The organism is Nitrosospira sp. NRS527, from assembly GCF_018406445.1.
Classification (GTDB): Bacteria; Pseudomonadota; Gammaproteobacteria; order Burkholderiales; family Nitrosomonadaceae; genus Nitrosospira; species Nitrosospira briensis.
Genome location: NZ_AP024515.1, coordinates 509,458 through 524,483, shown reverse-complemented (window position 1 = coordinate 524,483; position 15,026 = coordinate 509,458). Strand labels below are relative to the sequence as shown.

General features: G+C 53.1%; 11 protein-coding genes, 2 tRNA genes and 2 rRNA genes. 8 read left to right on the top strand and 7 right to left on the bottom strand.

Features of this window, described 5'->3' with window-relative positions; all coding sequences use genetic code 11:
• Nucleotides 1–204 precede the first annotated feature (204 nt).
• On the bottom strand, nucleotides 205–1,575 hold the full coding sequence (locus KJS40_RS02360; protein WP_213538919.1) for a Do family serine endopeptidase: 1,371 nt from the start codon (nucleotides 1,573–1,575) through the stop codon (nucleotides 205–207).
• A gap of 212 nt (nucleotides 1,576–1,787) precedes the next feature.
• The gene (gene ttcA, locus KJS40_RS02355) at nucleotides 1,788–2,687 is read right to left on the bottom strand and encodes a tRNA 2-thiocytidine(32) synthetase TtcA (protein ID WP_348529554.1); all 900 of its coding nucleotides are present in this window, start codon (nucleotides 2,685–2,687) and stop codon (nucleotides 1,788–1,790) included.
• Nucleotides 2,688–3,229: 542 nt separating this feature from the next.
• On the opposite strand from ttcA, the gene KJS40_RS02350 reads away from it, so the two are divergent.
• From KJS40_RS02350 to KJS40_RS02315, 8 genes are all read left to right on the top strand, one after another.
• A complete protein-coding gene (locus KJS40_RS02350) occupies nucleotides 3,230–3,427 on the top strand; it encodes a YezD family protein (protein WP_213538918.1) in 198 nt (65 codons plus the stop codon).
• Between the two features lie 206 nt (nucleotides 3,428–3,633).
• Nucleotides 3,634–5,238, top strand: coding sequence for an alginate export family protein (locus KJS40_RS02345; protein ID WP_213538917.1), 1,605 nt, complete (start codon nucleotides 3,634–3,636; stop codon nucleotides 5,236–5,238).
• Nucleotides 5,239–5,289: 51 nt separating this feature from the next.
• On the top strand, nucleotides 5,290–6,291 hold the full coding sequence (locus KJS40_RS02340; RefSeq protein ID WP_213538916.1) for a sulfate ABC transporter substrate-binding protein: 1,002 nt from the start codon (nucleotides 5,290–5,292) through the stop codon (nucleotides 6,289–6,291).
• Between the two features lie 55 nt (nucleotides 6,292–6,346).
• Entirely contained in the window at nucleotides 6,347–6,733 is a 387-nt protein-coding gene (locus tag KJS40_RS02335) for a DUF2325 domain-containing protein (protein ID WP_213538915.1), read from the top strand.
• 13 nt (nucleotides 6,734–6,746) lie between these two features.
• Nucleotides 6,747–7,607: an EAL domain-containing protein gene (locus KJS40_RS02330; protein WP_244859663.1), complete on the top strand. Its 861-nt coding sequence runs from the start codon at nucleotides 6,747–6,749 to the stop codon at nucleotides 7,605–7,607.
• Nucleotides 7,608–7,620: 13 nt separating this feature from the next.
• Nucleotides 7,621–8,454: a sulfate ABC transporter permease subunit CysT gene (cysT, locus tag KJS40_RS02325; RefSeq protein WP_213538914.1), complete on the top strand. Its 834-nt coding sequence runs from the start codon at nucleotides 7,621–7,623 to the stop codon at nucleotides 8,452–8,454.
• 10 nt (nucleotides 8,455–8,464) lie between these two features.
• A complete protein-coding gene (gene cysW / locus KJS40_RS02320) occupies nucleotides 8,465–9,349 on the top strand; it encodes a sulfate ABC transporter permease subunit CysW (protein WP_213538913.1) in 885 nt (294 codons plus the stop codon).
• The gene (locus KJS40_RS02315) at nucleotides 9,330–10,403 is read left to right on the top strand and encodes a sulfate ABC transporter ATP-binding protein (RefSeq protein ID WP_213538912.1); all 1,074 of its coding nucleotides are present in this window, start codon (nucleotides 9,330–9,332) and stop codon (nucleotides 10,401–10,403) included. Before cysW ends, KJS40_RS02315 begins: the two co-directional genes overlap by 20 nt.
• A 12-nt stretch (nucleotides 10,404–10,415) precedes the next feature.
• Here the strand turns inward: KJS40_RS02315 and KJS40_RS02310 are convergent, their stop codons facing one another.
• From KJS40_RS02310 to KJS40_RS02290, 5 genes are all read right to left on the bottom strand, one after another.
• The gene (locus KJS40_RS02310; protein ID WP_213538911.1) at nucleotides 10,416–10,835 is read right to left on the bottom strand and encodes a quinol oxidase; all 420 of its coding nucleotides are present in this window, start codon (nucleotides 10,833–10,835) and stop codon (nucleotides 10,416–10,418) included.
• Nucleotides 10,836–11,273: 438 nt separating this feature from the next.
• Nucleotides 11,274–11,386: ribosomal RNA gene (rrf, locus tag KJS40_RS02305) — 5S ribosomal RNA — on the bottom strand.
• 178 nt (nucleotides 11,387–11,564) lie between these two features.
• A 23S ribosomal RNA gene (locus KJS40_RS02300) occupies nucleotides 11,565–14,454 on the bottom strand.
• Nucleotides 14,455–14,849: 395 nt separating this feature from the next.
• Nucleotides 14,850–14,925, bottom strand: a tRNA-Ala gene (locus tag KJS40_RS02295).
• 6 nt (nucleotides 14,926–14,931) lie between these two features.
• Nucleotides 14,932–15,008, bottom strand: a tRNA-Ile gene (locus tag KJS40_RS02290).
• Nucleotides 15,009–15,026: the final 18 nt, after the last annotated feature.

Here is a 15,026-nt window from a genome sequence, read left to right as displayed (position 1 = left end):
AAAATTCCCCACGTTACGCATGTTGATTTATATCAAGATAAAAATTGCAGATCACGCGCTGCAATGCGCAATGCGCCATGTGCTCTCGCACGCCTCGTCAAATACTGTCTGACGAATTCATCCGGGCAAAGTATTAGACGCAAAGGCTGTTCGTCAGCCAGCGCTGGCTCCAACCGCCTCGGCGCTCTTGTCAGGATCACCGTTTTACTGGATTATGAGGGTCAGCCTGAAATCGCCACGCAGCAGATTGAGAACGATGACATCTTTGCTCGTTTGCAACACCGCCAGAAATTCCTGTACCGTGCGGACCTTTCTACGGTTGACCCCGACAATGATATCGCCAGGCCTCAGACCATGCAGCCAGGCGGGGCTATTTGCATCTGCCTTGGTCACCAGCACACCTTCAACCTTCCCGCGTGACGACCCGCTTTTGAGATTCGCCACCGTTGCACCGGCGAGTTGAGGCACTGTTTCCGCCCCGGTGCCGGATTCATCGAGCGGCTTTACGATCTTGACCTTAGCGTTAATAACTTTACCTTCCCTCAAGAGCCTTAGATTTATCGTTTCGCCAATAGGCGTCATCCCTATCTTGTTGCGCAAATCAACGGAATTCCTCACGGGCCGCCCATTGACCGCCGTTACCACGTCACGAAGCCTCAGGCCTGCCTTTTCCGCGGTCGAGTTGGGCTCGACCGTGCTGATGATCGCACCTTCGGTGGAACCCAGCCCGAGGGATGCAGCCAGGTCGTAGGTGATGTCTTCGCCGCTCGCGCCCAGCCTGCCTCGGCGCACTTCGCCAAAACGCACAATCTGATCGAGCACGGCCTTGACCATGACGCTGGGTATGGCGAGGCCGATGCCCACGCTGGCGCCGGATGGACCTACGATCGCTGTGTTGATACCGATCAGCTCTCCCTTGAGATCGACCAGCGCGCCCCCGGAATTACCCGGATTGATGGAGGCATCGGTCTGTATGAAATCCTCATAACCCTCGATATCGAGCCCGCTTCTTCCCAGCGCGCTCACGATACCCGAGGTCACGGTCTGCCCCAGTCCGAATGGATTGCCGATTGCAACCACGAAGTCTCCGACGTCGAGCCGCTCGGAATCGCCAAGGCGTAAAGCCTGCAGATCCTTTGCCTCGATCTGCAGCACGGCGATGTCCGTGCCCGGATCAGTTCCCACCAGCTTCGCCTGAAACTGGCGTCGATCCTTGAGCGTGACCATCACCTGCCGGGCGTTCTTTATCACATGGTAATTTGTCACGACATAACCGTTTGCTGCATCTACGATAACACCGGATCCGGCGCTACGCTCGGGGCGCGCCGCCTGGTCGGGGAGCTCAAAAAAACGGCGGAAAAACGGGTCGCGAAACAATGGATTGTCTTCGATGGCCGAAGGCGTCAGCACGGAAATATTGACGACTGCCGGAGTCACGTCATGAAGTAGCGGCGCCAACGTAGGCAGGCCATTCTTGCTGTTGGTGAATGGCAGAGCGGAGTAGCCGGGCAACACCACCGCCAGCAAAGCAATGAAACTGGTGTAGCGTAAAATAATCCTGAAGGACTTTTGCATTGGTGGGCCGGGTATTTTTGGTGGGGTCAAACGAAATACCTATTCAACCCAGATAATTCATTAGGCGGCTCTGCGAGCCTACGCGAGTGCTGGCGGTCAGTTTGCGGCCATTTTCGCCGCTTGCTCGGCGTCCATAGACCAAGCTATGGACTTCTCTCAACCGGCAAAACTGTCTCGCAACCTGCCTCGCCATCATCTCGCTTCCTAATGGATTATCTGGGTTCATTCAACTCGGCGCTCAGACTCAACATTTCTTCCACGCCAGTCTCGAATATTTCCGGATCGAAAGCCTTGTCGCCGTCCGCAACAGGCCCGTTTCCAGCCTTGAGCCCATGAAAATCATAGAGCAGAGGATCCGCCAGATGTGAAGGCTGGATATTCTGCAATGCAGTGAACATGGTTTCCAGCCTGCCGGGAAACTTTTTATCCCATTGCTGCAGCATTTCCTTCACAGCCTGGCGCTGAAGATTTTTCTGCGATCCGCACAGGTTGCAAGGAATGATGGGAAAATCTTCTATCTCGGCATAAGCCGCCAGATCTTTCTCCTTACAATAGGCCAATGGACGGATCACGATATGCCGTCCATCATCGCTCACCAGCTTGGGCGGCATGGTTTTCAGCTTGCCACCATAGAACAAGTTGAGGAACAGCGTCTCGAGAATGTCGTCCCTGTGGTGTCCCAGTGCAATCTTGGTCGCGCCCAGTTCGCCGGCAACACGGTAGAGTACACCGCGGCGCAAGCGCGAGCAGAGACTGCAGGTGGTTTTACCTTCCGCAATGACGCGTTTCACCACGCTGTAAGTATCCTGTTCGACAATCTGAAAGGGCATTTCGATGCTGGTGAGGTAGCCCGGCAATACGTGCTCCGGGAATCCCGGCTGTTTCTGGTCCAGGTTCACCGCGATCAATTCGAATTCTATTGGCGCATGCGCCTGCAAATTACGCAGGATATCGAGCAAGGCATAGCTATCCTTACCGCCCGAAAGACATACCATCACACGGTCCCCATTCTCGATCATGTTGAAATCCGCAATGGCCGTGCCGACAAGGCGCCTCAACCGCTTATGCAGTTTATTGACATTGTGTTGTTCTTTTCTGGACATCATTCCCATCGCCAACCTCATCCCTGCACTGATCGGAAAAACCCGCCGTAGCGCCGTAGCGCTTGAAGACAAGCATTATTAACCCAGACAATCCATTAGGACGCGAGATGATGACGAGGCAGGTTGCGAGACAGTTTTGCCGGTTGAGAGAAGTCCATAGCTTGGTCTATGGACGCCGAGCAAGCGGCGAAAATGGCCGCAAACTGACCGCCAGCACTCGCGTAGGCTCGCAGAGCCGCCTAATGAATTATCTGGGTTTTAACTAATCTTCAGACATTTTCCCAGATTAAGCTCAGTTTGGACAGCGCGGTCCCGGAGCAGACGATCGCAACGCTCATGGATCAAGAAAGTTTGCCAGACTGAGCCCTTCACTGACAGGAGCTTGAAGAGCGGGTTACTGCTTCCTGGAACATTTCGATTTCGGAAAGATCTTCATGCAGATTTTTCAATATGAAAAAAATAGATAACCAAGTGAAATGTTATTAGTTTCAATTATAAGTCGCGACTGGTAACTTTCGTTTGTGTCCGCATGCCTCACTCTGGGAAAGCGAATGGTAGCGATAGGGAAAATTACGGGTTTGGAAGAAAGACAGGCAGGATCCGAAAAGGTCGGCAAACAGATACCCATGGATATCAAACAGCGAATTCTGTTGGCGATCGCCGATATCGAATATGGCTCGGTAGAGATAATCATTCATGGAGGCAAAGTGGTGCAGATCGAGTGTCGTGAAAGAACTCGCATAAGTTAGTGCACCAAGGTACGTCAGGCACGTGAACGCACGCGAAGCCGGTTTGGCCGCGGTAGCGTAATTCCACGACCCGAGTCACTCGATCCACTGATAAAACCAGGATGCTGCAAAAAGAAGAACTGCCGACCAAGCGATTGGAGGCGATAAACAACAAATCTAGAGCGGCGCCTGACCGGAATACCGGAAGGCGATTCAGGAGAGGGGAAATGAAACTTTATTGGCGAATCATGCTTGTATCTACAATTTCAATATTGCCGATAGGCGTGATTCAAGCGGATGTGAATACCGGAAAATTCGAGGCGCCGGGAATGAGTAAAGAAGACGCTCGAATTGCCCGAGAAGATGGAGGCAAAGCTTTAGAGTCGCAACTTACTGAAACTATTAATAAAGCGGATGCGAAAAAATCATCCGCGCCGAAAGCGGAAAAGAAATCGACAAGCTACTTCAAGCCTTCCAGCAGCTATTCCACCCAACCGGAATCCGATCCGCCTCGATACGTGCAGACACTCAGCAAAACCGGTATTGAAGCATTCAAAGATATCTACTGGCTGGATATTGGCCTGGACCACCGGACGCGTTACGAATTTCGCAGTAACGATATTCGGCGCACCGACATGAGACTCGACCAGCCTTTTCTGCTGCGCTCGCGCGCATATGTCGGGATAAGGGAAATTCTAGATCCATTTCGGGGCGCTGTCGAGTTTCAGGATTCGCGCCGCTACAACGGCAATTTTCCGCATGACGACCGTGATTTCAACGACTATGAACTGATTCAGGCATATGGCGAGCTCTACTTCAAAAGCGCATTGGGTGAAGACGACCGGAAACAACAACGCCCCATCAGGTTTCGCGTTGGCCGCATGGCATATGAAGCATTGGATCGGCGTCTGATCGGCCGGAACGAATGGCGTAATACCACGAACACGTTCGAGGGTTTTCGACTCAATCTGGGCCAGGAAGCAAACGACTGGGAAGTCGATTTATGGGCTTACCAACCTGTCAAGCGCCTGCTGACCGAGTTTGACGAGCGCATCGAGAATCAGTGGTTCTATGGTGCAATCGGCCATTGGCGGAAGTGGTCTGACATTATCACACTCCAGCCGTATTACATGGGCCTCATGCAGGATGGCAGCAAGACAGGGCAGATCGACCGGCATATTCACGCGCCTGCCCTGCGAGGTTACGGAAAAATAGGGAATACCGGTCTGGACTTCGATTTCAACCTGATCTATCAGTTCGGGCGGAATGGCACGGAAGAACATGAGGCGCATGCTTATATCACTGAGGTGGGATATAACCTTGAGTACAGTTGGAAACCCCGTATCAGCGCGTTTTATGGGTATGCAAGCGGCGATCGGCATCCCAATGATGGTGTAAACAATCGCTTTGAGCGGTTCTTTGGTTTTGCGCGGCCTTGGTCGGCGGACGATTACATCGTTTTCGAAAACATCAAGGCGCCCAAAATCAAGCTTGAGTTTCAGCCGACCGCGGACTTGCGTATAGACGGCGGTTACAGCTGGTTCTGGCTTGCCAGCAGTACGGATCGCTTTAACAATCTTCTTGATGGTAATAACAGCGCCATCCCAAATCCAGGTTTTAATCGGGATATTACCGGAAGAAGCGGTGATTTCATTGGCCACTCCTTTGATGTCCGTGCACGCTACAAGATTGCGAAACATATCAGCACAACTGTGGGTTACTCACACTTTACAAGCGGCGATTTCACGCGTAACAGGCAAATAGCGGCGCTTGGCAAGAGCCCCGGCAGTTCCGACTTTTTTTATGTTGAAGTGGTTGTCAGCGCTTTTTAAGCTTTTTAACCAACTTTTGGACTTATCCCCACTAACTCATTAGAGGAATTTATGAAATTCAAACCATGGCTGACAACGGGTCTGCTGATTGGAGGCCTCCTGGCTGGCGGAAGCGCGGCGGCGGACAGAACGCTGTTGAATGTTTCCTATGATCCAACGCGTGAGCTTTATCAGGAATTCAACGCGGCATTCGTGAAGCACTGGGAGACAAAAACCGGGGAAAAGGTCGCCATCAAGCAGTCTCACGGCGGCTCCGGCAAGCAGGCACGGTCCGTCATCGATGGTCTTGATGCCGATGTGGTGACATTGGCGCTGGCCAACGATATCAACGAAATTGCAGAGAAGGCGAAGCTGATTCCAGGAGATTGGCAGAAGCGTTTGCCACATAACAGCACACCCTACACATCGACCATCGTGCTACTGGTGCGCAAAGGCAATCCCAAGAATATCAAGGACTGGAACGACCTGGCCAGGCCCGGCATATCGGTAATTACCCCCAACCCTAAAACTTCGGGGGGCGCGCGCTGGAATTATCTGGCGGCCTGGGAGTATGGAAAGCGGAGCTATGGTAACGACGCCAAGGCAAAGGAGTTTGTGGCCAGGATTTACAGGAATGTTCCCGTGCTGGATTCCGGTGCACGCGGTTCTACCACGACTTTCGTTGAGCGCGGCATTGGCGATGTCTTCATCTCGTGGGAAAACGAGGCCTTTCTCGCTATCAAGGAGCTTGGTATCGGTAAATTCGAGATTGTCGCGCCCTCGATCAGCATCTTGGCGGAGCCGCCCGTCACGGTGATAGACAAGGTCGTCGACAGGAAAGGCACACGCGATATCGCGGAAGCTTATCTCAAATATCTCTACTCGGAACAAGGCCAGGAAATAGCCGCGAAAAACTTCTACCGGCCCACCGATTCGAAGGTTGCAGCGAAATATGCAGATCGATTCCCGGCCATCAAGCTGTTCAAGATCGATGACGCGTTTGGCGGCTGGAAGAACGCGCATAAGCTACATTTTGCCGATGGAGGCACGTTTGACCAGATTTATCAGCAATGAAAATTTGGGCTGAAAACTTCGACTCGTGGAAGTAAATCATAAATCGGGGGTTGACATGACAGCATTGATCATCGGCGGAGATTACATTGAAACGTTAAGGCGGGAACTCCTCGCGCACGGCTTGAGGCGTGTCGAACACTGGGATGGCCGGCAGCCAAGAGTTACCCGACGCGCGATTCCCGTTAGTGCCCGGCTGGTGGTGATACTGCACGATTATGTCAGCCATGGCGTGTCGAACGCTTTGAAGCAGCAAGCGTATAGAAGAGACATACCGCTGGTGTTCTGCCGCAGCTCGACGCATGACCTGCGCCAAAAGCTGGAGAGGCTCGAATTAGCGGAGAGTCCCTGTCGCGACGGCTACCCAATCGGGTCGGAATTCATGAACGGATTGACACGCTGGCATCCAGGCAACTTTACCGGGTTGGACCGGATTCATGCCTGAAGAGGAGAGGCACATGAATATGGAAGCAAGAAATAAACATTACGAATTCGAGCAAATCCAGGCAGTTACCGATCATCTTTTACAGCGCGCGGAAGATGGCTGGATAGTTGGCTATTTTTTAAACAATCAGCTATCCAGTGTCTTTCAGCCAGTATTCAGTGCAAATGAACGCCGTGTGGCGGGGCATTCTGCTTACATCCGGTCCAAGCCGGATCGCGATGCTGTGATGTCGCCCTGGGGAGTCTTCGCCCTGGCTTCCGAGGACGCTTTACTGGTCAGCGTGGATCGCCTCTGCCGTACGCTGCATGCGATCAATTATTTCGAGGTTGCCTCCGGACAAGGCAGTCTTTTCGTCAGCGTGCACCCCCGCCTTCTGGAGAGCGTCAAGGACGACCACGGACTGGCGTTTGAGAACATACTGAATCTCATCGGAATCAGAACCTCCCGGGTGGTGATCGAGATTCCGAGCGAAGTGAATCGCGACTTGAGGTTGCTCAGGCGCGTAATCGGAAACTATCGATCGCGTGGTTATCGCATTGCGGTGAATCACAGCGGCCCAAATGACGGCGACATGGCGGAACTGGGGAGCCTGTACCCGGACGTCGTGAGGCTGAATGCTTCCACCCTGCTGCAACATGATGGAATAGATACGCTGCTGGACACAGCCCATCGCCTGGGGGCCGTCATCCTGGCAAGAGGTATCGAAACCAGGCAGCAGGTGATCGCTGCGGTTCGCTCAGGTGCGGATCTATTGCAAGGTCGTTTCCTTGGGGAACCGGCCCGCACGGTCGAAGTGGATGGACCGGGCGGCGCCGTGAATGTGCATCAACCCGCAGGCGGCCGATCGATGAATCCAGATATAAATTTCAGCTGACCGGAGTGCAAGGTTGAGTACATTCAAACGACATAGCGTTCTGCCGGGGTTCAACCTGGCACTTGGATTTACCCTGGTTTATCTGAGCCTGATCGTGCTTATCCCTCTTTCGGCTGCATTCATCCGTACGTCTGCGCTCACATGGCCGGAATTCTGGGCCATGGTGACGACTCCGCGGGTAATGGCATCGTACCGATTGACGTTCGGTGCTTCATTTGCAGCGGCACTGGTCAATGCTGTATTCGGTCTTCTGGTGGCGTGGATACTGGTACGCTATCGCTTTCCGGGCAAGAAACTGGTGGATGCGTTGGTAGATCTTCCGTTTGCGTTGCCGACGGCGGTGGCGGGCATTGTGCTGACTGCACTCTATTCGGGAAATGGCTGGATCGGCCAATATTTCGAACCGCTCGGGATCAAGATCGCTTTTACGCCAATTGGTATTTTCATCGCACTGACTTTTATCGGTTTGCCTTTTGTCGTAAGAACGGTACAGCCGGTACTCGAAGATATCGAATGGGAATTGGAGGAAGCGGCCGCTACGCTGGGTGCATCCCGGCTGCAAACTTTCGCGAAAGTCATTTTTCCCACGATTTTTCCTGCCCTGACAACCGGCTTTGCGCTCGCCTTCGCCCGCGCCATCGGTGAATACGGCTCGGTAATTTTTATTGCCGGCAATATGCCGATGATATCCGAGATCACACCTCTCCTGATCGTTACCAAGCTTGAGCAATACGATTATGCAGGCGCCACGGCATTGGCGGTGGTCATGCTCGTCATTTCGTTTGTGATGCTGTTGATCATCAATCTGCTGCAATGGTGGAGCCGGCGCCGGAGCGCCGCCATATGAGGATGCGCCGATGAGTACTACTGTCCTTCCAATACCCGTCGGCAAACGTCGGGTGGTTACGGACGAGCCTGGCTGGGTACGTTGGGTCTTGATTGGACTGGCGCTCGCCTTCCTGGCGCTGTTTCTCTTCATACCATTGATCCTGGTCTTCTACGAGGCCTTGAAAAAAGGCGTGGATGTCTACGTGGCCGCCATCACGGAACCCGATGCAGTAGCGGCGATCCAACTTACCCTGACGGCCGCGGCGATCGCAGTGCCACTCAACTTGATATTCGGCGTAGCAGCCGCTTGGGCTATTGCCAAGTTCGAGTTCCGCGGCAAGAGCCTGCTGATAACGCTTATCGATTTGCCCTTCTCGGTTTCGCCAGTGGTGGCGGGACTGATCTATGTACTTATCTTCGGCCTGCAGGGCTGGCTGGGACCCTGGCTGGCGGAAAACGACATCAAGATAATTTTTGCGATACCCGGCATCGTCCTCGCCACTATCTTCGTGACCGTTCCTTTTATCGCACGTGAGCTGATCCCATTGATGCAGGCACAGGGTACCGAAGAGGAGGAGGCGGCGGTGGTACTGGGCGCCAACGGCTGGCAGATATTCTTCCGTGTTACGCTCCCGAACATCAAGTGGGGCCTGTTGTATGGCACCATCCTCTGCAATGCCCGGGCAATGGGCGAATTCGGCGCGGTATCCGTGGTATCCGGCCACATTCGCGGCAGTACCAATACCCTGCCGCTTCACGTCGAGATCCTTTACAACGAATACAACTTCGCCGCTGCCTTTGCGGTAGCGTCACTGCTGGCGTTGCTTGCATTGGTGACGCTCGCGCTGAAGGCGTTCGTTGAATCCAGAAACAAACAGCAGATGGAGAATGCCAATGAGCATCGAAGTACGTAACCTTTCCAAGCAATTTGGAAATTTTGCTGCATTGCGAGACGTCAGCCTTGAGGTCCGCACGGGTGAATTGCTTGCATTGCTCGGACCGTCGGGCTCTGGAAAGACAACATTACTGCGTGTCATTGCCGGGCTGGAGGCTGCAGATGCCGGCCATGTGCTGTTCCAGGGCGAAGACGCAACCGGGCAGCATGTGCGCGACCGCCAGGTAGGTTTCGTATTTCAGCACTATGCGCTGTTCCGGAATATGACCATCTTCGAGAATGTCGCATTCGGCTTGCGCGTACGTGCTAAAAACGTCCGCCCGACCAACACGGAGATCAACGACCGGGTGCATAATTTGCTGAAGCTGGTACAACTCGACTGGCTGGCGGACCGCCACCCGCACCAGCTTTCGGGGGGCCAGCGCCAGCGCGTCGCCCTTGCGCGGGCGCTGGCGGTAGAACCTAAAGTGTTATTATTGGATGAGCCTTTTGGAGCACTCGACGCCAAGGTACGGAAAGAACTCCGCGCCTGGTTGCGAAGGCTACACGACGAAATGCATATCACCAGCGTGTTCGTTACCCATGATCAGGAGGAAGCATTGGAAGTGGCTGACCGGGTAGTGGTCATGAATGAGGGCCGTATCGAGCAGATCGGCACGCCGGACGAGGTGTATGAGCAGCCGGCAAGTCCATTCGTGTACGAATTTCTAGGCAAGGTGAATCTGTTCCACGGCCGGTTACATAAGGGACGCGCGTGGATAGACGGTATCGAGGTCGACGCGCCCGAGCACATAGAAGCAGAGGAACTGGCGGCGGTAGCTTACGTGCGTCCTCATGATATCCACGTGGACCGAGCGGTTAACGGTAGCGGCGCGCTTGCGGCGCGCATCTCTCATATTCTCTCGGTCGGCCCCGTAGTGCGTCTTGAGCTGATCCGCGACGGCGACAGCAGCGGGGAACTGATACAGGTCGAAATCAGCAAGGAGCGTTTCCGCGAATTACAATTGATCCGGGGTGATCAGGTTTTCATCAAACCCGCCCGATTCGATCTCTTTCCGGCGCAGATACATTGAGACCGATGCCGGCTACTCAACGACTTCCAGAATACCCTCCATCCCGTGTTCCCTGTGGCTCTTGAAAAAGAGCAGCTTCTTTGGGCAATAGAAAGCATACCTGCCGGGCGCGCTTGGGGTGAAGGTGAATGTTTGGGACTCCCGGCTCAGGTCTGCATTGATCGAGATATTCGCTTCGGGCGCCTTAAGCACCAGGCCATGGGGAACGATTCCCTGCTCCACGCGAACTACAAACCTTACAGGTACGTCGACTTTGACGATGATGTGGCTGGGCCTGAAAAAATAGCCGCCCGCCAGCATATTCACCTGTTGCACGCCATCGACGCCAACTGCTGCCCGATAGGGTTCATTGCCCGGCTGCGCGGCGGCACGTCCCGCTGCGAAGCAGAAGATCAACGTTAGCGTCAGGGATAAAAACCGCTGTAGTTTCATGATGAATCTCCTTACCATTCGCCCTGAAATCCAACCAGGTGCAGAATTGCCTTAGTCACCTCCGATTGGCGTCAGAGGGAAGTGAGCGTGGACATCTAGCGCGATGCGTTCAATATCGAGGTACTTGAATATTTCCTGCAAGAACTACTCCTTCACTATGCGGTCGCCCGATTTTACGCCAATTCGTCTTCGCCTTCATCATGAGAGCTTCGTGGGGCTATGGCGCGCTCGCCTTGCTTGACAGCACCTTCTATCCGATTCGTTCCTTGGCTCATCGCTTCCCCCACGCTTCCGTCCCCCACATTTGGCTGCTCGCGTGCAATTGTGCTTCGCTTCGTTCGCTGTGATCAACATACGACGGGACTTGCACCCGCAGGAGTGCGCCCATACTGGGCGCAAAAAAAAACCCCGTTCCAAGAACGGGGCTTTTTATAAGGTGCCTGGCAGTGACCTACTTTCGCATGTGAAAACACACTATCATCGGCGCGACTTCGTTTCACGACCCTGTTCGAGATGGGAAGGGGTGGGTCCAAAGCGCTATGACCGCCAAGCGTAACTTTAATGGCAAACGACGGAAGCCAATGACTAAAAGTCTTGGGCTTCTATCGCAAGCCAATGATCTGGAAGAAGTAAATCTGGATTATTTTGTATCTCTACAAACAATTTACCTGACACGAGCATGTGAATTAAACGTCTATTCTTCACATTCCATGCCTTGCTTAAGGTTATAGGATCAAGCCTCACGGTCAATTAGTATCGGTTAGCTTAACACATTACTGCGCTTCCACACCCGACCTATCAACGTCGTGGTCTTCGACGAACCTTTAGGGGGGTTTTACCCCCGGGAAGTCTTATCTTGAGGCGAGTTTCCCGCTTAGATGCTTTCAGCGGTTATCTCTTCCGCACTTAGCTACCCGGCGATACGACTGGCGTCATAACCGGTACACCAGAGGTGCGTCCACTCCGGTCCTCTCGTACTAGGAGCAGGTCCCCTCAAACTTCCAACGCCCACGGCAGATAGGGACCAAACTGTCTCACGACGTTTTAAACCCAGCTCACGTACCACTTTAAATGGCGAACAGCCATACCCTTGGGACCGGCTACAGCCCCAGGATGTGATGAGCCGACATCGAGGTGCCAAACTCCCCCGTCGATATGAACTCTTGGGAGGAATCAGCCTGTTATCCCCGGCGTACCTTTTATCCGTTGAGCGATGGCCCTTCCATACAGAACCACCGGATCACTATGACCTGCTTTCGCATCTGCTCGACTTGTCAGTCTCGCAGTCAAGCACGCTTTTGCCATTGCACTATCAGCACGATTTCCGACCGTACCTAGCGTACCTTCGTACTCCTCCGTTACACTTTGGGAGGAGACCGCCCCAGTCAAACTGCCTACCATACACGGTCCCCGATCCAGATAATGGACCTAGGTTAGAACCTCAACAATACCAGGGTGGTATTTCAACGTCGGCTCCATGAACTCTAGCGAGCCCACTTCAACGCCTCCCACCTATCCTACACAGATATTGTCAAAGTCCAATGTAAAGCTACAGTAAAGGTGCACGGGGTCTTTCCGTCTAGCCGCGGGGAGATTGCATCTTCACAAACATTTCAACTTCGCTGAGTCTCAGGAGGAGACAGTGTGGCCATCGTTACGCCATTCGTGCAGGTCGGAACTTACCCGACAAGGAATTTCGCTACCTTAGGACCGTTATAGTTACGGCCGCCGTTTACCGGGGCTTCGATCAAGGGCTTGCACCCCATCAATTAACCTTCCGGCACCGGGCAGGCGTCACACTCTATACGTCCACTTTCGTGTTTGCAGAGTGCTGTGTTTTTATTAAACAGTCGCAGCCACCATTTCTTTGCAACCCCCATCCGCTTCACGCGCGAGGCGCTACACGTACCGGGGGCACACCTTATCCCGAAGTTACGGTGTCAATTTGCCGAGTTCCTTCTCCTGAGTTCTCTCAAGCGCCTTGGAATTTTCATCCCGCCCACCTGTGTCGGTTTTCGGTACGGTCTTCATTCAACTGAAGCTTAGTGGCTTTTCCTGGAAGCAGGGTATCACTCACTTGGCGCCCCGAAGGGCGTTTCGTTATCACGCCTCAACTAAGCCGCCCGGATTTGCCTGGGCGGCACGTCTACACGCTTCAACCGGGACGTCCAACACCCGGCCGAGCTAACCTTCTCCGTCCCCACATCGCATTGAATAAAGGTACTGGAATATTAAACAGTTTCCCATCAGCTACGCATTTCTGCCTCACCTTAGGGGCCGACTCACCCTGCGCCGATGAACGTTGCGCAGGAAACCTTGGGCTTACGGCGAGGGAGCTTTTCACTCCCTTTATCGCTACTCATGTCAGCATTCGCACTTCCGATACCTCCAGCAGCCTTCTCAAGCCACCTTCGCAGGCCTACGGAACGCTCTCCTACCATCTACACTTGCGTGTAAATCCCTAGCTTCGGTGCACAGTTTGAGCCCCGTTACATCTTCCGCGCAGGACGACTCGATCAGTGAGCTATTACGCTTTCTTTAAAGGATGGCTGCTTCTAAGCCAACCTCCTGACTGTTTTAGCCTTCCCACTTCGTTTACCACTTAACTGTGTCTTTGGGACCTTAGCTGAGGGTCTGGGTTGTTTCCCTTTCGACACCGGACGTTAGCACCCGATGTCTGACTCCCACGCTCGCACTCTTCGGTATTCGGAGTTTGCCATGGTTTGGTAGGCCTAAACGGCCCCCTAGCCATAACAGTGCTCTACCCCCGAAGGTGATACGTGAGGCACTACCTAAATAGTTTTCGGAGAGAACCAGCTATTTCCAGATTTGTTTAGCCTTTCACCCCTACCCACAGCTCATCCCCTAATTTTTCAACATTAGTGGGTTCGGACCTCCACGAGGTGTTACCCCCGCTTCATCCTGGCCATGAGTAGATCATCTGGTTTCGGGTCTACACCCAGCAACTAATCGCCCTATTAAGACTCGCTTTCGCTATGCCTCCCCTATTCGGTTAAGCTCGCTACTGAATGTAAGTCGCTGACCCATTATACAAAAGGTACGCAGTCACGGAACAAGTCCGCTCCCACTGTTTGTATGCATGCGGTTTCAGGATCTATTTCACTCCCCTCCCGGGGTTCTTTTCGCCTTTCCCTCACGGTACTGGTTCACTATCGGTCGATTACGAGTATTTAGCCTTGGAGGATGGTCCCCCCATATTCAGACAGGATTTCTCGTGTCCCGCCCTACTTGTCCCAATCCTAGTTCCACATCTAAACTTTCGCCTACGGGGCTATCACCCACTATGGCCCGACTTTCCAGACGGTTCGGCTAGTTCAAATGCTAAAGATTGGAGGCTCCTCCCATTTCGCTCGCCACTACTCTGGGAATCTCGGTTGATTTCTGTTCCTCTGGCTACTTAGATGTTTCAGTTCGCCAGGTTCGCCACGATTGACCTATATATTCAGCCAACGTTGACCCTTGCGGGCCGGGTTTCCCCATTCGGACATCTCCGGATCAATGCTTGTTTGCCAGCTCCCCGGAGCTTTTCGCAGGCTACCACGCCCTTCATCGCCTGTAATCGCCAAGGCATCCACCACATGCACTTATTCGCTTGATCCTATAACCTTAAGGGCTTCGGAAGCAATCGGAAGCCGGCCTGAAACCCGGAGTCTTCATTTTATCTTCCAAACCTTTTGGTTATAGTTGTTTGCTCACATCGCGTCCGACTAAAAACGCGATGAGTCGATACAATCTAACCCATTATTTCACATCCCTGGAGTACGTGATCCAATTAAGGACGCACGTATTCATTGAATATGAAATACTTTACTTCTTCCAAATTTTTAAAGAACGTCGAGAAACAGTTTTGTAAAGAATCAGGGAGTGATAATATAAATACCCGGATACTTTTTATTCTATTCCCGAAGTACAGCCGCTGGTAAAAACCAGAAGTAAACGTTATCGTTTACTTCTACTTTCTAACTGAATTCATGCGAATTCCAATTTCCGAATTGGTGGAGGTGAACGGGATCGAACCGATGACCCCCTGCTTGCAAAGCAGGTGCTCTCCCAACTGAGCTACACCCCCGTTAGTTGGTGGGTCTGGGTGGATTTGAACCACCGACCCCACGCTTATCAAGCGTGTGCTCTAACCAACTGAGCTACAGACCCCGAACAGAGCCTGGAAAC